This is a genomic window from Nonomuraea sp. NPDC049725 (genome assembly GCF_040674795.1).
Classification (GTDB): domain Bacteria; phylum Actinomycetota; class Actinomycetes; order Streptosporangiales; family Streptosporangiaceae; genus Nonomuraea; species Nonomuraea ceibae.
Genome location: NZ_JBFANJ010000003.1, coordinates 603,699 through 622,791 on the forward strand (window position 1 = coordinate 603,699; position 19,093 = coordinate 622,791).

17 protein-coding genes are annotated in these 19,093 nt (G+C 74.2%); 6 read left to right on the forward strand and 11 right to left on the reverse strand.

The genetic code is table 11. From position 1 onward, the window contains the following. Positions 1-223 precede the first annotated feature (223 nt). Together AB0J53_RS10700 and manA are read left to right on the forward strand one after the other, a co-directional pair. Positions 224-1,330: a serine hydrolase domain-containing protein gene (locus AB0J53_RS10700; RefSeq protein WP_364170884.1), complete on the forward strand. Its 1,107-nt coding sequence runs from the start codon at positions 224-226 to the stop codon at positions 1,328-1,330. Between the two features lie 521 nt (positions 1,331-1,851). Beyond that, complete coding sequence (gene manA / locus AB0J53_RS10705; protein WP_364170886.1) at positions 1,852-2,928, forward strand: mannose-6-phosphate isomerase, class I; 1,077 nt, start codon at positions 1,852-1,854, stop codon at positions 2,926-2,928. A gap of 325 nt (positions 2,929-3,253) precedes the next feature. Here the strand turns inward: manA and pcaC are convergent, their stop codons facing one another. The 7 genes from pcaC to AB0J53_RS10740 form a co-directional block, all read right to left on the reverse strand. Continuing rightward, the gene (gene pcaC / locus AB0J53_RS10710) at positions 3,254-4,357 is read right to left on the reverse strand and encodes a 4-carboxymuconolactone decarboxylase (RefSeq protein ID WP_364170888.1); all 1,104 of its coding nucleotides are present in this window, start codon (positions 4,355-4,357) and stop codon (positions 3,254-3,256) included. Between the two features lie 2 nt (positions 4,358-4,359). Continuing rightward, positions 4,360-5,481: a 3-carboxy-cis,cis-muconate cycloisomerase gene (gene pcaB, locus AB0J53_RS10715; RefSeq protein WP_364170890.1), complete on the reverse strand. Its 1,122-nt coding sequence runs from the start codon at positions 5,479-5,481 to the stop codon at positions 4,360-4,362. Positions 5,482-5,566: 85 nt separating this feature from the next. Beyond that, entirely contained in the window at positions 5,567-6,103 is a 537-nt protein-coding gene (gene pcaG / locus AB0J53_RS10720; protein WP_364170892.1) for a protocatechuate 3,4-dioxygenase subunit alpha, read from the reverse strand. Next, complete coding sequence (gene pcaH / locus AB0J53_RS10725) at positions 6,100-6,843, reverse strand: protocatechuate 3,4-dioxygenase subunit beta (protein WP_219510496.1); 744 nt, start codon at positions 6,841-6,843, stop codon at positions 6,100-6,102. The genes pcaG and pcaH overlap by 4 nt, the downstream gene beginning before the upstream one ends. 5 nt (positions 6,844-6,848) lie before the next feature. Continuing rightward, positions 6,849-7,994 (reverse strand): thiolase family protein, encoded by a 1,146-nt coding sequence (locus AB0J53_RS10730; protein ID WP_364170895.1) that lies wholly within the window; start codon positions 7,992-7,994, stop codon positions 6,849-6,851. After that, positions 7,991-8,620 carry a CoA transferase subunit B gene (locus tag AB0J53_RS10735; protein WP_357589866.1) on the reverse strand — a complete coding sequence of 210 codons (630 nt, stop codon included), beginning with the start codon at positions 8,618-8,620 and terminating at the stop codon, positions 7,991-7,993. The genes AB0J53_RS10730 and AB0J53_RS10735 overlap by 4 nt, the downstream gene beginning before the upstream one ends. After that, positions 8,617-9,369, reverse strand: coding sequence for a CoA transferase subunit A (locus tag AB0J53_RS10740; RefSeq protein ID WP_357589868.1), 753 nt, complete (start codon positions 9,367-9,369; stop codon positions 8,617-8,619). Before AB0J53_RS10740 ends, AB0J53_RS10735 begins: the two co-directional genes overlap by 4 nt. A gap of 110 nt (positions 9,370-9,479) precedes the next feature. Here AB0J53_RS10740 and AB0J53_RS10745 point away from each other — a divergent pair, with 110 nt between their 5' ends. Beyond that, positions 9,480-10,958 (forward strand): IclR family transcriptional regulator C-terminal domain-containing protein, encoded by a 1,479-nt coding sequence (locus AB0J53_RS10745; protein ID WP_364170897.1) that lies wholly within the window; start codon positions 9,480-9,482, stop codon positions 10,956-10,958. Between the two features lie 101 nt (positions 10,959-11,059). Beyond that, positions 11,060-13,963, forward strand: a complete 2,904-nt coding sequence (locus AB0J53_RS10750; RefSeq protein ID WP_364170899.1) for an endo-1,4-beta-xylanase — start codon at positions 11,060-11,062, stop codon at positions 13,961-13,963. A 31-nt stretch (positions 13,964-13,994) separates the two neighbouring features. Here AB0J53_RS10750 and AB0J53_RS10755 read toward each other — a convergent pair whose 3' ends face one another. The 4 genes from AB0J53_RS10755 to AB0J53_RS10770 all read right to left on the reverse strand — a co-directional run bounded on the left by AB0J53_RS10755 (position 13,995) and on the right by AB0J53_RS10770 (position 16,277). Next, complete coding sequence (locus AB0J53_RS10755) at positions 13,995-15,053, reverse strand: PP2C family protein-serine/threonine phosphatase (RefSeq protein WP_364170901.1); 1,059 nt, start codon at positions 15,051-15,053, stop codon at positions 13,995-13,997. 165 nt (positions 15,054-15,218) lie between these two features. After that, the gene (locus tag AB0J53_RS10760) at positions 15,219-15,551 is read right to left on the reverse strand and encodes a TraR/DksA C4-type zinc finger protein (RefSeq protein ID WP_219510503.1); all 333 of its coding nucleotides are present in this window, start codon (positions 15,549-15,551) and stop codon (positions 15,219-15,221) included. Continuing rightward, positions 15,548-15,838 (reverse strand): hypothetical protein, encoded by a 291-nt coding sequence (locus tag AB0J53_RS10765; protein ID WP_219510504.1) that lies wholly within the window; start codon positions 15,836-15,838, stop codon positions 15,548-15,550. Before AB0J53_RS10765 ends, AB0J53_RS10760 begins: the two co-directional genes overlap by 4 nt. Before the next feature lie 85 nt (positions 15,839-15,923). Then, positions 15,924-16,277 (reverse strand): hypothetical protein, encoded by a 354-nt coding sequence (locus tag AB0J53_RS10770; protein WP_219510505.1) that lies wholly within the window; start codon positions 16,275-16,277, stop codon positions 15,924-15,926. Positions 16,278-16,394: 117 nt separating this feature from the next. On the opposite strand from AB0J53_RS10770, the gene AB0J53_RS10775 reads away from it, so the two are divergent. Both AB0J53_RS10775 and secD read left to right on the forward strand, forming a co-directional pair. Next, positions 16,395-16,784 (forward strand): hypothetical protein, encoded by a 390-nt coding sequence (locus AB0J53_RS10775; RefSeq protein WP_364170904.1) that lies wholly within the window; start codon positions 16,395-16,397, stop codon positions 16,782-16,784. 42 nt (positions 16,785-16,826) lie between these two features. Continuing rightward, positions 16,827-19,070 carry a protein translocase subunit SecD gene (gene secD, locus AB0J53_RS10780; protein WP_364170906.1) on the forward strand — a complete coding sequence of 748 codons (2,244 nt, stop codon included), beginning with the start codon at positions 16,827-16,829 and terminating at the stop codon, positions 19,068-19,070. Positions 19,071-19,093: the final 23 nt, after the last annotated feature.

The window sequence follows — 19,093 nt, forward strand, 5'->3', positions numbered from 1 at the left end:
GGAGCCCCCGGCAGACCCAGGTAGTAAGACCGTGGTCCGATACACCGGCCCCGGCCAGGGGATTCGACCCTGACGGGGTCCCAGCCGGTGGAGGTCGCGCCGCCTCTGGGACTCGGGCCGGGCGACCGCTGAGCGGTCCCCGGGGTGCGGCCCTCGCCCCCGGGCGGGATTGTCGGGGGGCTCCGGTAACGTCCGTGGTCCTGGCAAAGGGAGGAAGCCGATCATGAGTGAGTTGCAGGAGCAGGTCCAGGCGGCCGTCGACGACCTCGTCGAGTCGGGCGCCGAGCAAGGTGTCCAGCTCGCCGTCTACCGCGACGGCGAGCTGGTCGCCGACGCCGTCGCCGGGCTGGCCGACCCGGCCACCGGCAGGGCGGTCACATCCGCCACGCCGTTCTACAACTTCTCCATCGGCAAGGGCGCCACCGCCGCCGTGGCCCACGTGCTCGCCGAGCACGGCCTGTTCACGTACGACACGCCCGTCGTGGAGCTGTGGCCCGAGTTCGGCGCCCACGGCAAGGAGGGCGTGACCGTGCGCCACGTGCTGACGCACTCGGCGGGGCTGCCCGGCGTGCCGCTCGACAGCACGCCCGAGGACATGTGCGACTGGGACAAGATGGTCGCCGCACTGGAGGCAGCCGAGTTGTGGTGGGAGCCCGGCACCCAGGTCGGCTACCACGCCTACACGTTCGGCTATCTCGTGGGCGAGATCGTCCGCCGGGCCACCGGCAAGCCGATCTCCCAGGTGCTGCTGGAGGAGGTCGCGGGGCCGCTCGGCGTGGGCGACGAGCTCTACTTCGGCATGCCGCCCGCCGAGCAGGGCAGGCTGGCCGTGCTGGAGGACGCGCCCATGGACATGTCGGCCTTCGGTGACATGCCTGACGATCTGCCGATGTTCAAGGCGGGGCCGATGTCGCTGTTCCCGACCGCCGCGCTCGGCAGCCGGGAGGACTACCTCACCGCCGACATCCCGGCCGGAGGCAAGACGACCGCCCGCGCGATCGCCCGCCTCTACGCCGCGCTGCTCGGCGACGTCGACGGCGTCCGGCTGATCAGCCCCGAACGGCTGCGCGAGGTCACCACGGTGACGGCCAGTGGCCCCGACGCGGTCTTCGGCAACCCGTCGGCCTGGGGGCTCGGCTACGCCATCGGCCACCCGGCGTCCACCGCCGAGCAGACGCCGACCTGGTTCGGCATGGCCGGAGCGGGCGGCAGCGCCGCCTACGCCGACACCGCCACCGGCACCGTCATCGCCCTGACCAAGAACCGCCTGACCGCCGACTTCGCCGCCTACGAGCGCATCAGCGAGATCGTCACCAAGACGACCTCCTGATCCTGCGACGGTGCGGCGTGTGCGGCCCGCGCGGTGAGCCACCCCGGCGGTGCGCGTACGTCGCCCGGGTACGCGACTCCCCGGGCTGTGTGGCCCGTGGGCGTGTGACTCCGTGATGGGCGACCCAGCGGAGCGTGTGCGCGTCGCCCGGAGGGCGCGACTCCCCAGGCGGTGCGACCCGCGTGTGACCCCGTGAGGGGCGACCCAGCGGAGCGTCCGCGCGTCGCCCGGGGGTACGCGACCCCTGGGCGGCCTGACTTGGGGCCTCGCGTGACCAGGTGGTGCGTGACCTCGTGGTGCGTGACCGACGGCGCGCGGGGCGAAACCCGTGCGAGGCGGAATGCGTACGGGCCAAATGCGCGCGGCGTGAAACGCGTACGGGGCGGAAACCTGCACGTGGGCGCCCCCGCGGTGGGCGGGGTGGGGTGGGGCGCGGTACGGTCCCTGTTGACCTCGCGCGCATCCGGGCGAGACGGGTGCGCGCGCGTGAAGCACGAGCCGGCACCGCCCGAGGAGTTCGCGTGTATTTGCTGACCAACCCCGTCAAGGACTATCCCTGGGGATCCCGTACGGACCTGGCCGGGCTCACCGGCAGGCCCGTGCCCTCTCCCGGTCCCGAGGCGGAGATGTGGCTCGGCGCCCACCCGTCGGGCTCGTCGGTGCTGGCCGAGGAGGGGCAAAGCCTGGCCGACGCGGTCGCCGCCGACCCCGCCGGGATGCTCGGCGAGGCGGCGCTCGGCCGGTTCGGGGAGCGGCTGCCGTACCTGATGAAGCTCATCGCCGTCGAGGCGCCGCTGTCGCTGCAGGTGCACCCGTCGGCGGCGCAGGCGGCCGACGGGCACGGCCGCGGCGTCTACGGCGACCCGTGGCCCAAGCCGGAGCTGATCCGGGCGCTGACGCCGTTCACCGCGCTGGCCGGGTTCCGCGACAGTGAGCAGTCGGCCATGCTCATCGACCGGCTGGGCGTGCGCGGGCTGAAGGACGTGGTGGCGCTGCTGTCGGCGGGGTCACCGCTGGAGGCGCTGGCCGCGCTGCTGGCCGCGGGTGACGTGGCCGAGCAGGCCGGGTGGTCCGCTTCGGCGGTGCACCAGCCGGACTACGCGCTGGTGGCGCGGCTGGCGCGGCAGTACCCGGGCGACCCGGCCTGCCTGGCGCCGCTGCTGCTCCAGCGGCACGAGCTGGAGCCCGGCCAGGCGCTCTTCCTGGAGGCGGGCGTGCTGCACTGCTACCTCAGGGGCTTCGGGGTGGAGATCATGGGCAGCTCCGACAACGTCATGCGCGCCGGGCTGACGTCCAAGCCGCTCAACGTGCCGGAGCTGCTGCACATCACCGATCCGGCGCGGGTGCCGCACCCTCTGGAGGCGGGCGCGGACGGCGTCTACGCCACGTCGGCGGAGGAGTTCCGGCTGCGGCAGCTCACCGGCGGCGAGTGGCGGCTCGCGGACGGCTCGCCGCGCATCGTGCTGTGCACGGACGGGTCCGTGACGGTCGGCGGGCGGCGGCTGGTCGCGGGCGAATCGGTGTTCCTCCCGGCCGCCGACGGCGACGTGGTGGCGCACGCCAACGGCCTCGCCTTCTGCGCCGAGCCCGCCCTCTGACCGCTCCAGCAGCTCCAGCCGGACAGCGCCGCGGGGAGGGACGGGAACGAGCTCGTCCCGCCCCGTGCGCCCACGAGCGGAGGCGAGCGGGCGCGGTCAGCAAGGGCGGTCGACGACGAACGCCGGCGGGTTCGGCCCGGGCGGCTTCGGTGAGCTTCGCACGCAGAGGGAGCCCGTCGGCGACGACTGGATCGTCTGGCAGGCGGAGGAGTCCCTCCGTGAGCCGGGACTGATCCGCCTGCTGGTCACCGGCGAGCGCTTCGACCGGAACCCCGTCTACGGCGGCCCGCGTGACGACGTCGCCCGTCCCCAAGGGGGCGGGCGGTCAGGTGGGTTCGGTGAGGACGCGCTGGGCGACGGCGAAGGCGGCGTTGGCCGCCGGGACGCCGCAGTAGATCGCCGTCTGCAGCAGCACCTCGCCGATCTCGTCCGGCGTCAGCCCGTTGCGCAGCGCCGCCCGCACGTGCATGGCCAGCTCCTCCAGGTGGCCGTGGGCGACGAGCGCGGTGAGGGTGATGCAGCTGCGGGTGCGCCGGTCGAGGCCGGGGCGCGTCCAGATCTCGCCCCACGCGTAGCGGGTGATCAGGTCCTGGAAGTCCCGGGTGAAGCCGGTGGTGCGGGCGATCGCCCGGTCGACGTGCGCGTCGCCGAGCACTTCGCGCCGCACCCGCATACCGGACCCGGTGGATCCGGTGGGCACGGCAGGCAGGTGGGCGAGCAGCGCGGCGGTGACGGCCTCGGGCCGGTCGGCGGTGGCCAGGTGGGCCGCGCCGGGAACCTCCACGAGCGTCGCGTCCGCGATGCCGTCGGCGAGCAGCCGGGCGTGCTCCGGCGGCGTCGCCGGGTCCTGCCGCCCGGCCAGCACCAGCGTGGGGACGGCGATCCGCCCGAGCTCGCCGCGCATGTCGTAGCCGGCCAGCGCGTCGCAGCAGGCGGCGTACGCCTCCGGGTCGGCCCCGGCCAGGTCGTCCAGCAGCCCCTGGTCGGGCGGCCCGGCGAACCAGCGCCGGGCGGTGGCCTCCAGCAGCGGCCCGGTGCCCTTCTCCCGCACCAGGGCCGCCCGGTCGCGCCACCCCTGCGGCTCGCCGAAGCGGGCCGACGAGCACACCAGGGCCAGCGACCGCACCCTGCCGGGATGGCCGATCGCCAGGGTGGCGCCGATCGCCCCGCCGATGGACACGCCCGCGTAGTGGAAGCTCTCCCACCCCTGGCCGGCGGCCGTGCGGACGACGAGCGCGGCCAGGTCGTCCATCGTGCGGGCGTCCTGGCGGGGCGAGCCGCCGTGGCCGGGCAGCTCGTACCTGAGCACGCGGAACGTGCGCGCCAGCGCGGCCACCTGCGGCTGCCACACCTTCGCCGAGGTGCCCAGCGAGGGGCCGAGCACCAGCGGCTCGCCGCCCTCGGGGCCGTCGAGCGTGTACTGCAGCAAGATCACTCCTCTTCCAGCGCCCTGTCGACCAGCGCGCCCGCCGACCCGGGCGCGCGGTCCAGGGGGTGTACGTCGGGCACGCGCAGGTTGGTGCGCATGCGCTCGGGGTGCACGCGCAGGTCGGCGACCAGTTCGGCGGCGTCGCGGGCGGCTCCGGCCACCAGGCGGAGCGTCTCGCGCAGCGGCTGCCATTCGGCGTGCCAGGCCCCGGCGGGGCGTTCGTCCTCGGCGGCGAGGGAGCCGTACAGGATCGACGCCAGCGCGGGCGCCTGACGCGCGGCGGCGGCGATCATGGTGGCGCGTACCGGGTTGTGCTTGTGCGGCATGGACGACGAGCCGCCGCCGACGCCTTCCGACAGCTCGCCGATCTCGGTGCGTGACAGTACCAGCACGTCCGCGGCGACCTTGCCGAGCGCGCCCGCCGTGAACGCCAGCGCCCCGGCCAGGTCGGCGACCGGCGTCCGCAGCACGTGCCAGGGGAGCGGCGGCTCGGCCAGCCCCACCTCCCTGGCGAACCGGGCCACCAGCAGCAACCCGATGTCGGGCTGCCCCGCGTCCTGCGGGTGGAAGGCGGCCAGGGTGCCGGCGGCGCCGCCGAGCTGGGCCGGGAGGGCTTCGCAGGCGGCGCGCAGGCGGTGGCGGGCGTCGGCGGCGAGCTTGCGCCAGCCGGCCGCCTTGAGTCCGAACGTGGTGGGCACCGCCTGCTGGGTGAGGGTGCGCGCGGCCATGACCGTGTCGCGGTGGGCCGCCGCGAGCGCGCCCAGCCCGGCGATCACCCGGCCGAGGTCGGCCAGGACGTGGCCGAGCGCGCGGGAGGCCGTCAGCATGAGGGCGGTGTCGAGGATGTCCTGGCTGGTGGCGCCCCGGTGGACGTGTTCGCCGTACGGGTGGGCGGCCCGGCGCAGGTCCTCGACGAGCGGGATGACGGGGTTGCCGCCGGAGCGGGCGCGTACGACGAGCGAGGGCAGGTCGAAGGCGGCGGCGCGGGCGGCGGCGGTGACGGCGTCGGCGGCCGGGGCCGGGACCAGCCCGAGCGCGGCCTGCGCGCGGGTGAGCGCCGCCTCGGCGTCGAGCATGGCTCCCAGCAGCGCCGCGTCACCGGTCGCCGCCACCGCCGCCCGCATCGGCGCCAGCAGCCCGAGATCCGCGCCCGGACCGTCCCCACGCCCCGGGGAGCCGTCAGCCGAAGTCCCGTCAGCTGAAGTCCCGTCAGCCGAAGTCAAGGAAGACCGTCTCCTTCTCGCCCTGAAGGTGGATGTCGAACCAGTGGACGCCCTCCCGCTCCCGGACCGCCATCAGCGTGTGGCGCCGCTGCGGGGGCACCGTGTCCAGGAACGGGTCCTGCCCGAAATAGATCCTGGTGAACAGGTGGTGCAGCAGCCCGCGGGCGAACACGCACACGCTGATGTACCCGTTGCCGGGCATGACGGTGCGCAGCGTCCAGCGGCCGTCGGCGTCGGTGGCGACGCGGCCGAAGCCGGTGAAGTCGACGCCGTGCCTGCCGATGACGCTCCCGTCGACGGGGTCGCGCCGCAGCGTGCCGGGCGCGCCGCGCAGCTCGCCGGAGGCGTCGGCCTGCCAGAACTCCAGCAGCGCGTCGGGCACCGGGTCCCCGGCGCCGTCGTGGACGTACCCGTGGACGGTGATCCCGGCCGGGTCGGAGGGTGCGGCGAGGTCGCCGCCGCCGGGGAAGGGCAGCGCGTAGCCGTAGAAGGGGCCGACGGTCTGCGAGGGGGTGGGGTTCATCGGCCTTCCTCCATCCAGGTCGCGGCCGGCCCGTCGAGCACGATGTCCCACCGGTAGCCGAGCGACCACTCCGGCTGGGACAGCTCGTGCGCGTAGGCGGCGACGAGCCGCTGCCGGGCGCGCTCGTCGGTCACCGAGTTGAGGATCGGGTCGTACGGGAAGAGCGGGTCGCCGGGGAAGTACATCTGCGTGACGAGCCGCTGCGTGAACGCCGCGCCGAACAGCGAGAAGTGGATGTGCGCCGGACGCCAGGCGTTGACGTGGTTGCGCCACGGGTACGCGCCGGGCTTGATCGTGGTGAAGGCGTAGCGGCCCTCGTCGTCGGTGAGGCAGCGGCCGACGCCGGTGAAGTTCGGGTCGAGCGGCGCGGGGTGGTCGTCGCGCTGGTGCCGGTAGCGGCCGGAGGCGTTGGCCTGCCACACCTCGACGAGCTGGCCGCGCACGGGCCTGCCGTCGCGGTCGAGCACCCGGCCCTGGACGGTGATGCGCTCGCCGAGCGGCTCGCCGGGGTGCTGCCTGGTGAGGTCGGCGTCGAGGGCGGTGACGTCGGTGACGCCGAACACCGGGCCGCTCAGCTCGGCCGCGTCGGGGTCCTTGACGGAGATCAGCGGCTGCTTGGGGTGGCGCAGCACGCTGCTGCGGTAGGGGGCGAAGTCGCGGTCGGGGTGGCCGCTGGGGGGCCCGGCGGGGGCCTCGCGCAGCTCGCGGTCGATGTCGGCCTGCGTGAGGGGCTGGGTCATGTCGCTCACCTTTCGAGGACGACGGCCAGGCCCTGGCCGACGCCGATGCAGAGGGTGGCCAGGCCGGTGCCCGATCCGGCGGCGGCCAGCCGGTGGGCGACGGCGCCGGTGACGCGGGCGCCGGAGGCGCCGAGGGGGTGGCCGAGGGCGATCGCGCCGCCGGAGGGGTTGACGATCGCCGGGTCGAGGTCCGGCATGAGCGCGAGGCAGCCGAGCGCCTGGGCGGCGAACGCCTCGTTCAGCTCGGCGGTGGCCAGGTCGCCGGCGTCCTTGCCGGCCTTGGCCAGGGCCCGGCGGCTCGCTTCGACGGGGCCGAGGCCGAACAGGCGGGGTTCGAGCGCGCTGGCGGCGGTGGCGGTGATGCGGGCGAGCGGTTCGCGGCCGCGCAGCCCGTCCTCGTCGGTGAGCAGCAGGGCCGCCGCGCCGTCGCTGAGCGGCGAGGAGTTGCCGGCGGTGACGGTGCCGCCCGCGCGGAAGGCGGGCTTGAGCCGGGCCAGGGCCTCGGGCGAGGTGTCGTCGCGGATGCCCTCGTCGCGGTCGAGCCCGGCGATCGGCACGATCTCCCGTTCGAACGACGCCGCGGCGGCCTTGCGGTGGCTGGCCAGCGCGAACGCGTCCTGCTCGGCCCGGCCGATGCCCTGCTGATCGGCGATGAGCTCGGCGCCCTCGCCGAGCGGGACGGTGTGCTCGGCGGGCATCGCGGGGTTGACCAGCCGCCAGCCGAGCGTGGTCGACACGAGCTCCTGCGGCCCGGCGGGGAAGGCCCGCTCGGGCTTGGGCAGCACCCAGGGGGCGCGGGTCATCGACTCGACGCCGCCCGCGATCACGGCGGAGGCGTCGCCGAGGGCGATCATCCGGTACGCCTGGATGACGGCCTCCATGCCGGAGCCGCACAGCCGGTTGACGGTCACGCCGGGCGTGGTCACCGGCAGCCCGGCCAGCAGCGCGGCCATCCGGGCGACGTTGCGGTTCTCCTCGCCGGCGCCGTTGGCGTTGCCGAGCACCACCTCGTCGGCGCTCTCCTGCCCGGTCCGCTCGGCCAGTGCCCTGACGGCGTGCGCCGCCAGGTCGTCGGGGCGGATCCCGGACAGCGCGCCGCCGTAGCGCCCGAACGGCGTGCGGACGGCGTCCACCACGTAGACGGTCCTCATACGCTCACCTCCGCGTCCGTACGGTCCAGCAGTTCGGCCACGCTCACGCCCGGCGCGGTCTCCACCAGGGCCAGCCCGTCGCCGGTGACGTCGAGGACGCCCAGGTCGGTGATGATCCGGTGCACGCAGCGGCTGCCGGTCAGCGGCAGCGAGCACTCGGTGACGATCTTCGGCGAGCCGTCCTTGGCCGTGTGGTCCATGATGACGACGACCCTGCGGGCGCCGTGCACCAGGTCCATCGCCCCGCCCATGCCCTTGACGAGCCTGCCGGGCACCATCCAGTTGGCCAGGTCGCCGCGGGCCGACACCTGCATGGCGCCGAGGACGGCCACGTCGATGTGGCCGCCGCGGATCATGCCGAACGACAGCGAGGAGTCGAAGAACGACGCGCCGGGCCGCACGGTGACCGTCTCCTTGCCCGCGTTGATCAGGTCGGGGTCGACGGCGTCGGGCGCGGGGTAGGGGCCGACGCCGAGGACGCCGTTCTCCGAGTGCAGGACCACGTCGACGTCCGGCGGCAGGAAGGACGGGATGCGGGTGGGCAGCCCGATGCCGAGGTTGACGTAGTCGCCGTCGCGCAGCTCGGCCGCCGCGCGGGCGACCATCTCGTCCCGGCTCCAGCTCATGAGGTGACCGTCCGCTTCTCGATGCCCTTGTCGGCGGCCTGTTCGGGGGTGAGGGGCACGACCCGCTGGACGAAGACGCCCGGCAGGTGCACCTCGTCGGGGTCGAGCTCGGTGAGCTCCTCGACCTCGGCGATCGTGACGCGGCCGGCCATCGCGGCCAGCGGGTTGAAGTTGCGCGCGGACTTGGCGAACACCAGGTTGCCGTGCCGGTCGCCCCTGGCCGCGCGCACCAGCGCGTAGTCGGTGGTGATCGCGCGTTCGAGCACGTACGGGACGCCGTCGAACTCGCGGACCTCCTTGGGCGGCGAGGCGACGGCCACCGACCCGTCGGGGGCGTGGCGCAGCGGCAGGCCGCCGTCGGCGACGGGGGTGCCGACGCCGGCGGGCGTGTAGAAGGCGGGGATGCCGGCGCCGCCCGCGCGCAGCCGCTCGGCGAGGCTGCCCTGCGGGGTCAGCTCCACCTCCAGCTCGCCGCCCAGGTACTGGCGGGCGAACTCCTTGTTGTCGCCGATGTAGGAGGCGGTGACGCGGGCGATGCGGCGGGCCGCGAGCAGCAGGCCGAGCCCGCCGCCGTCGACGCCGCAGTTGTTGGACACGACGCTGACGCCGCTCACGCCGCGGTCGTAGAGGGCCTGGATCAGCACGCTGGGGATGCCGCTGAGGCCGAAGCCGCCGACGGCGAACGACGCGCCGTCGCGCACGTCGGCCAGCGCCTCCTCGGCCGTGGCGATCACCTTGTCTCTCCGCACGGGACTCCGTTCGGGTGTTCGCTAGATGAACTTAAGTTCACTATCGTGGACGAGTATGCGCATCCGGGGGCGTTCCTGTCAAAGTGCCTCCAACGATCGAGGAGTGGTGGATGGAACCGGCTGGAACCCTGGAACGCGGGCTCGCCGTGCTGCGCGTGCTGGCCGCCGAGCCGAGGCGGACGCGCGCCACCGACCTGGTGCGCGTCACCGGCCTGGCCCGCTCCACGGTCGACCGCGTGCTGTCCACGCTGGCCCGCCTCGGCTACGTGCGGATGGAGGAGCGCGACGTGCTGCTCGCGCCGCCGCTGATGGAGCTGGGGGAGGCGTACCTGACGGCGAGCGGCCTGCCCGCCGCGCTCGGCCCGCACGCCGAGCGGCTGGCCGGCGAGCTGGAGGAGTCGGTGTCGCTGTCGGTGCGCGACGGCGACGGGGTGCGCTTCGTCGGGCAGCACACCCGGCGGCGCACGATGTCGGTCGCCTTCCGGGTGGGCGACCTGCTGCCCGCCGGGCGCTGCGCCGCCGGGCTGGTCTTCCTCGACCCCCGCGCGCCGTACACGGTGGACGACCAGCTCATCGAGCCGGGACTGATCGCGGTCGCGATGCCCGTGCGCGGCCCCGGCGGCGAGGTGGCGTGCGCGCTCAGCGTCGTCAGCCACACCAGCAGGCACACCGCCGCCGGGCTGGCCGAGCACGCGCTGCCGAGCATGCGGGCGACGGCGGCGCGGATGGAGGCGGCGCTGGCCGAGCGGACCGGGCCGCCGCCGCCCGCCGGTCCGCCCCCGGGCGCCGCCGATCCGACGCGCGCGGTCAAGGACGAGCTGGGCGCCGGCTACCTGCAGTCGCTGGCGCGCGGGCTGGCCGTGCTGGCCGCGTTCGGGACGGGGCCCGGCGGGCTGAGCCTGGCCGCCGTCGCCAAAGTCACCGGCCTGCCGCGCGCCACCGCCCGCCGCGCGCTGCTCACGCTCGAACGGCTCGGCTACGTGGCCGAGCGCGAGGGCCGCTTCACGCCGCTGCCGAAGGTGCTGGAGCTGGGCTACGCGCACCTGTCCGGCCGCACGCTCGGCGAGATCGTCCAGCCGCACCTGGCCGACCTGGTCGCGCGTGTGCGCCAGTCGGCGTCCGTCGCGGTGCTGTCGGGCGACGACGTCCTGTACGTGGCGCGCGTGCCCACGGTGAGCATCATGAGCGTCGACATCACCGTCGGCACCCGCTTCCCCGCCTACGCGACCTCGATGGGCCGGGTGCTGCTGGCCGGGCTGCCGGAGGAGCGCCTGGCCGCGATCGCGCCGCCCCGGCGGCTGACCCGGCACACCGTCGCCTCGCCCGGGGAGCTGGCCGAGGCGGTGCGCCGGGCGGCCAAGGACGGCTACGCCCTCGTCGACCAGGAGCTGGAGGAGGGCGTGCGGTCGATCGCGGTGCCGGTGCGCGGGCGGGACGGCCGGGTCGTCGCGGCCGTCAACGTCGCCACCCACGCCAGCCGCGCCACCCCCGCCGACCTGGTCCGCGACCTGCTGCCCGCGCTCACCGAGGCGGCCGCCAGGATGGAGGCCGACCTGGCCCACGTGCGGGCGTCCTCGTCCTGGCGCTGAACGGGCGGGGTTGTACCGCCGCACCGGTCCCTCTATAGTCTGGCTGACACTATCGGCCAATTGCCGAAACTTTCGTCGGGGGACGGGATCGAGGAGCCCCCATGCGCCGCGTGATCGCCGCCCTCCTGTGCCTGCTGATCGGCCTGCTGCCCCTGCCCGCCCTGGCCGCGGAGACCGCGTACGGCTTCGAGGACGGCACCGCCCAGGGCTGGCAGCCGCGCGGCGACGGCGTCACCGTCACCGCGACCGGCGCCGCCGCGCACACCGGAACCGCCGCCCTGCACGTCGCCGGCCGCACCCAGAACTGGCACGGCGCCTCGCTCCCCGACCCGTTCGAGCCGGGCGTCCTCCACACGGTCACCGCCTACGCCCGGCTGGTGAGCGGCGGCCCCGCCACCGTGTCGCTGACCGTCCAGCGCACCCCCTCGGGCGGCGAGACCACGTACGAGACCGTGGCGTCGGCCACCGTCACCGGCGACGGCTGGACGCTCCTGTCCGGCGCCTACACCCTCCCCCCGTCCTCCACCGGCGTGCAGCTGTACGCCGAGAGCGCCGACGCGGGCGCCGCCTTCTACCTCGACGACATCACGCTCACCGCGCTGACCGACCCGGCCCGCACGCCGATCAGCACCGGCTTCGAGGACGGCACCACCCAGGGCTGGGCCTCCCGGGGCGGCGCTTCCCTGGCGGCCACCGCCGAGGCCGCCCACGCCGGGACCCGCGGCCTGGCCGTCACCGGCAGGTCCGCCTCCTGGGACGGCCCCGCCATCGACGTGCACGGCAGGATGGCCAAGGGCGACAAGTACGCCCTGTCCGTCTGGGTGCGCGGCACCGGCAAGCTCGGCCTGTCGATCGAGCGGCGCGCCGGCGACGCCGTCAGCTACGAGCGGATCGTCGCGCCCGCCGACGCGGGGGAGTGGACCCGCCTCCAGGGCACCTACACGCTCGCCCACGACGCCGACTTCCTCAGCGTGTACGTCGAGTCCGCCGACGGCGCCGACCCCTTCCACCTGGACGACTTCACGCTGGCCTACGTCGAGCCCAAGCCGATCGAGACCGGCATCCCCGCCCTGAAGGACGCCGTGCCCTTCACCCTGGGCACCGCCTTCGGCCCGGCCGAGACCTACGGCGAGCACGCCAAGCTCCTCACCAGGCACTTCAGCGGCCTCACCCCCGGCAACGACCTCAAATGGGACGCGCTGCAGCCCGCCGAAGGACAGTTCGCCTTCGCCCAGGCCGACGCCCTCGTCGACTTCGCCGCCGCGCGCGGCATGACCGTCCGGGGCCACACGCTGGCCTGGCACAGCCAGACGCCCGCCTGGGTGTTCGAGGGCGCCGACAAGGCGACGCTGCTGGCCCGGCTGGAGACCCACGTGCGCACCGTGGTCGGCCGCTACAAGGGCAGGATCGCCGCCTGGGACGTCGTCAACGAGGTCGTCGACGAGAACCGGCCCGACGGGCTGCGCCGCTCGCCCTGGTTCGAGATCGCCGGGCTGGACTTCATCAGGACCGCCTTCCGCGTCGCCCGCGAGACCGACCCGGACGCCAAGCTGTTCATCAACGACTACAACACCGAGTTCCCGCGCAAGCGCGAAGCCCTCTACGACCTGGTCAAGCGGCTGCGCGCCGAAGGGGTGCCGATCGACGGCGTCGGCCACCAGCTCCACCTCAACATCGAGCAGCCGCCCGCCTCCTACGTCGAGGACACGATCGAGCGCTTCGCCGGCCTGGGGGTCGACCAGCACGTCACCGAGCTCGACGTGAGCGTCTACACCGACTTCGTCTCCTCCTACGACCCGATCCCGCCCGGGCTGCTGGTCGCGCAGGGCCACCGCTACAAGGAGCTGTTCGACGTGTTCCGGCGCCAGGCCGGCCGGCTCGGCTCGGTGACGGTCTGGGGCAAGTCCGACGACGTGAGCTGGCTGCGCTCGTTCCCCATCACCCGGCCGAACGCGCCGCTGCCCTTCGACGACGACCTGCAGGCCAAGCCCGCCTACTGGGGCATCGCCGACCCGTCGAAGCTGCCCCCGCTCGTCCGGAGCCTGGAGGCGCCCGCCGCCGAGCCCGCTGCCGAGCCCCGGGTCGACGGGATGCGGGAGTTCGCCTGGGACCTGCTGCCCGACACGCCCGTCGCCCGCGTCGGCGACGTCTCGGCCGGCTGGCAGGCCCGCTCGTCCGAGCGCGGCCTGTACGTGCTCGCCGAGGTGGAGGACGCCTCCCGCGACCGCTCCGACCGGGTGACGTTCACGCTGGGCGGCACCCCGTACACCGTCTGGCGGGACGGGCGGCACGGCGGCGGCTTCCGCGCGGCGGCCCGGCCCACCCGCGACGGCTACCGCGTCGAGGCGCTGCTGCCCTCACGCGCCACCGACATCGAGGTCGAGGCCGGCGAGGCCGTGTGGACGGGCAGGCTGACGTTCACCCCGCCGGTCGGGCACACCACGGCGGCGCGCGGCGAGCCCGTGGTCGACGGCGTCGTGGACGCCGCCTGGGCGCGGGCGCCGCGCGTGCGCACCGCCACCCGGATCGAGGGCGCGCCGGGCGCGCAGGCGCGGGTGCGCTCGCTGTGGAACGGTGACACGCTGTACGTGCTCGCCGAGGTGAGCGACGCCGAGCTGAGCGAGCAGCCGCCCGACCCGTGGGCGCAGGACTCCGTCGAGATCTTCGTCGATCCGGGCAACAACAAGACCAAGGGCTACGACGATGACGACGGCCAGTATCGGATCAGCTTCACCGGCAGGCAGACGGTCGGCGGCACGTTCGACGCCTTCGCCGTCAAGGACAACCTGACCGGCGCGGCCCGGACCGTGCCCGGCGGCTACGTCGTCGAGGCGGCGATCAGGCTGCCCACGGTGACGTTGCGCAAGGGCACGCTGCTCGGCTTCGACGTCCAGGTCAACGACGCCACGGGCGCCGTCAGGACCGGCGCCGCCACCTGGAACGACGCCACCGGCCGCGGCTACGTGGACACCAGCCACTGGGGGGTGCTGCGCCTGACCCGGTAACGAATCTACTTTGTAAAGGCGCCGGGCCGGTTCAGCCGGGGTGACGCCGGATCAGCAGCATCGCGGCGTCGTCGAGCAGCGGCCCGCCGGTGTGCTCGATGAGGTCGCCGCGCAGCGCGTCGAGCGCGGCCTGCGGGTCGGGCGCGGTCAGCAGCCCGGCGGCCCGCTCGGTCAGCGGGTAGAACGCGCCGCCGTGGTCGCGCGCCTCCACGACCCCGTCGGTGAACAGCAGGATCTGGTCGCCCTCGCCGAACGGCACCCGGTACGGCTTGGGCCGGTCGGCCGCCAGCGAGCCGAGGCCCAGCGGCAGCCCGTCCTGCGGCGGCTCGGCCACGGTGATGCGGCCGCCGCCCAGCAGCAGCGGCGCCGGGTGGCCGCAGTTGAGCAGCGAGATCTCCGCCTCGTGCACCTCGGCGAGGATCGCGGTGACGAACATCTCGCCGCTCAGGTGGCGGGCCAGGCTCGCCTCCAGCCGTTCGCCGACGCTGGCCAGCTCGGCCTCGTCGTAGGCGGCCTCGCGGAAGGCGCCCAGCACCCAGGCGGCCGTCTCCACCGCGCTGAGCCCTTTGCCCTGCACGTCGCCGATGAGCAGCCGTACGCCGTGCGGGGTCGTCACCACCTCGTACAGGTCGCCGCCGATGCGCGCCTCGGCCGCCGCCGAGGTGTAGGACAGCGCCACCCGCAGGTCGGCGGCGCGGCGCGGCACCGGCCGCAGCAGCACCCGCTGCGCGGCCTCGGCCACCATGCGCACGTTGGCCAGCTCCCGCTCGCGGCGCAGCCGCAGGTGGCTGGCGAGCATGCTGGCCGCGGTGACGCCGACGATGGTGGCGACGGTGATCGGGTTCTGCCGTTTGAACAGCAGGTCGTTGTAGAGCGACAGCAGCACGCAGATGACGAGAGCGACGGCGCCCACCATCGCGGTGCGGCGCACGCTGCCCGACACCGAGGCGAACGTCGGTCCCAGGGTGAGCAGCGGCAGGAAGCCCAGCGACGGGCCGGCCAGCACGTCGATCACGGCGACGGCCAGCATCACCGCGAACGGCAGCCGGCGCAGCACGCGCTGCGAGGTCTCGTTCCGAGCAGGCTGCACAACCCTCCCACCCGCCGCGTTGGGTTATCGGCCATAGAAACATCAATAGTTAACAAGATTCAAGCATTTCCGGGCGTGCCGCGTGCCCGGAAATGCCGCGCCGCGCCGCGTACAGGGAGAATCCCGTACGCGACGCGGGGGCCGGCGGGGGTCAGCCGGCGCGTGTCAGCGCGTTTCGCGGGTCTGGCGGCACGGCACGCAGTGCCGGGTGAGCGGCCGGATCTTCAGCCGCTCGAACGGGATCGACGTGCCGCACCCGTCGCACCGGCCGTAGGAGCGGTCGGCGAGGCGGTCCAGCGTGGCGTGGATGCCGGCGATGGTCCGCTCGGTGGCGGCCAGGTCGGCGAGCACGCTCTGGCGGGAGCCGTCGTCGGTGCCGGTGCTCTCCACCAGCTCCCGCAGTTCGTCGAGGCGGGAGGTGCGCCACATCAGCTGCGCGCGCAGGTCCTGGGCGATGGCCTGGACCTGGACGTCACTGAGCGTGCTGTTGTCTGTCATGGGTGTCCCTTGAGTGTGTGGAGGTCGCCGCCGCAGGTCGCGCAGTACGGCTCCTGAGGCGACCGCAGCAGAGCCTCGAACGGGATGAAGGCGCTGCACCGCCGGCAGGTGCCGTACAGGCCGCGATCCATCCGCTCGATCGCGGCCTCGAGGGCGGCGACCGTCCGGGCGCGCGGCCCTTCGACGGCGCGGGCGGTGGCGAGCCGTTGCTCCAGCAGTTCGCGGAGTTCTTCGAGGCGAGCCAGGTGCTGGGTGTAGTCCTGCATGAGTGTCTGCAATGAAGCCATGAGGCGTCGCTCCTAGCCAGAGATATGCCGACGGCTCCCCTGCGCCGCCCGGCTCACGGACCTGGCGAGGGGAGGGAGAGGACCTCTAGGCGGGCGGCGGGCTGCGCGACCCGGCGGCGCGATGGCCGGGCTGCTGGGGACCTCGGATGGCGGCCGACCCCGACTGCGGCCACACCAGGGCCGGCGTCTCGGGCGTCTCGGCGCGGTGACGGTCGGGCCACGGGCGCGGCAGGTGCTCGGCCCTGACGGGCGGCTGCGGCGGCGTGGCCAGCTCCGACACCTCCGCGCCCGCGGGCATGACGCCGGTGACGACGTCGTGCTGCGAGGGCGTGGCGCCGGCCCACGTGGGGGTGGCGGCGACGACCAGGATGGCGAGCAGCACGACGTGCACCGCCGCTTTGAACGCGGCGGAGACACGGGTGGTGCTCCAGGTCGCCATGAGGCCGACCATAGCCCACTTTCCTGGGAAGGGCACCGGCCCGGCCCGCGCCTTCCCTCTCCTGGTGCCGGTTCAGGCTACGGTGTGAGGGCCACCATCACAGGAGAGGAGAGTGCCGTGCGGTCCAGACTGCCCGCTGCGCTGCTCCTGCTGCTGTCGTGGTTCCTGCCGGCGACCGGCCACGCCCAGCTCACGATCGCCGCCGCGGCCGATCCGGCCGCTGTCTCGGCTGGTCAGGCGGCCGTCGCGGGCGACCCGGGGCAGAGCGAGGGCCGGCACGAGGATCAGCACGGCGCCCGCCGTTCGCCCTACCAGCCGCCGACCGCCTACTCCTGGACGGCCTCCTACGACGCGACGGGCGGTCAGGGCCCGGTCGTCCTGCCCGCCGACGCGCAGGCGCCGGGGCGGCCGCGGGCGGACGTGGTGCGCCGGGCCGGCGGCGCCGAGCCCGTGGTGCTGCTGACGGCCGCCACACCGGCGCGGGCCCCTCCCTCCACAGGGCTGTAGAAGGCTCTTTTCCCGAAATTTTTCAGCCTGTGGAGGCTTCCCATGTCACGTGCGCCCTTGTGGCGTGCGCTGGCGGCACTGGCCGTCATCGCGACCTCGATGGTCCTGGCCATCACCTCAGCGCCGCGCCTGGGGCTCGACCTGCGCGGCGGCACCCAGCTCGTGTTCGAGACGAAGGACGCGGCCACCGTCAAGGCCGACGCCGACGCCACCGACCGCGCGCTGGACGTGCTGCGACGCCGCGCCGACGCGCTCGGCGTCGTCGATCCCACGCTGGTCCGCTCCGGCGAGAAGCGGATCATCGTCGAGCTGCCCGGCCTGCTCGACCCGCAGCAGGCGGCCGACGTCATCGGCCGCACCGCCCAGCTCGCCTTCCACTCGGTGGAGGGCGTCGCCGAGCAGGGCGACAAGAACGCGCTGCCCGACGAGGGCGGCCAGCTGCTCAAGCTCGGCCCGGTCGCCATCAGCGGCGATGGCGTCACCGACGCGGCCGCGCGCAGCGATCCCCAGCTCGGCCCCGGCTGGTTCGTCACCGTCGACTTCCGTGACGCCGGCGCCTGGCAGAAACTGACCGGGCAGGCGGCCTGCAGCCCGGCGGGCGACCCGAAGCGCCGGGTCGCGATCGTGCTCGACAAGGAGATCATCTCCTCACCGCAGCTCGACCCGTCGGTGCCGTGCAACATCGGCATCCCCGGCGGATCCACCCAGATCACCGGCTCGTTCACGCACGAGGAGGCCCGTGAGCTGTCGGTGCTGATCAAGGGCGGCGCGCTGCCCGTGCCGCTGGAGCTCGTCGAGCAGCGCACGGTCGGCCCGACGCTCGGCGCCGACGCGATCGAGGCCAGCGCCAAGGCCGCGATCGCGGGTCTCATCATGACGACGCTGTTCATCGTCATCGTCTACCGGCTCGTCGGCCTGCTCGCCGCCATCGCGCTCGCCTGTTACGGGCTGATCTCGTACGCGGCGCTGGTGGCGATGGGCGCCACGTTCACGCTGCCCGGCCTGGCCGGTTTCGTGCTGGCGATCGGCATGGCGGTGGACGCCAACGTGCTCGTGTTCGAGCGCGCCAGGGAGGAGTACGGGCAGGCGCCGCAGCGGGGCCTGAAGTCGGCGCTGGCCCTGGGCTTCAAGAACGCCTGGAGCGCGATCGCCGACTCCAACATCACCACGCTGATCGCCGCCGGGCTGCTGTTCTGGCTGGCGTCGGGCCCGGTCAAGGGGTTCGGCGTGACGCTCGGCATCGGTGTGCTCGCCTCGCTGGTGTCGGCCATGCTCATCACCCGGGTGCTCACCCAGCTCGTCATCGGCCGGGTCAAGCCGCGCGTGTCGGGCCTGGGCTCCATCGGCCGGGTCCGCACCTGGCTCACCGAGCGCAACCCGCAGCTCATGGCCGGCAGGAAGCTGTGGCTGGCGATCGCCGGCGGCCTCGCCGTGGTGGCGCTGGCCGGGCTGTTCGCCCGCGGCCTGAACTTCGGCGTGGAGTTCACCGGCGGCCGGGTCGTGGAGTTCGCCACGACCAAGCCGATCGGCGCCGACGCCGCCCGCGAGGCCGTCGCCAAGGCCGGGTTCCCGCAGGCGGTGGTGCAGTCGTCCGGCGACGGCGTCCTCGTCCGCGCCGGGCAGATGGGCATCGCCGACGTGGCCAAGATCGAGGCCGCGCTGGAGGGCCAGGCGGGCGAGGTGTCCAAGCGGCGCGACGAGTTCATCGGGCCGAGCCTCGGCGAGGAGCTGCGCCGCAACGCGCTCATCGCGCTGGCCGTGGCCGTGGCCGCGCAGCTCGCCTACCTGGCGTTCCGCTTCCGCTGGACGTTCGGCACCGCCGCGGTGCTGGCGCTGCTGGTGGACGTGTCGCTGGTGATCGGCCTGTTCGCGTGGATGGGCAAGCCGATCGACGGCGTGTTCCTGGCCGCGATGCTCACCGTCGTCGGCTACTCGGTCAACGACAAGGTGGTGGTCTTCGACCGGGTCAGGGAGCTGTGGGCGGTCAACCGGAAGGCGCCGCTGGCCGACGCGGTCAACGGCGCGATCCTGCAGACGATGCCGCGTACGGTCAACACCGGTATCGGCGCGCTGTTCATCCTGGTGGCGCTGGCCGTGTTCGGCGGCGACTCGCTGCGCGACTTCGCGATCGCGCTGGTGACGGGCGTCATCGTGGGCACGCTGTCGTCGTCGTTCGTGGCCGGCCCGCTGTCGATCATGCTGGCCCGGTTCGACCGCAAGCCGCCGCCCGAGCCGGCCAAGCCGCGCAAGGCCCGCACGCGTGAGGGAACCGGCGCCGTCCTGTAACCCCGGGGCTGTCAATAAATGTT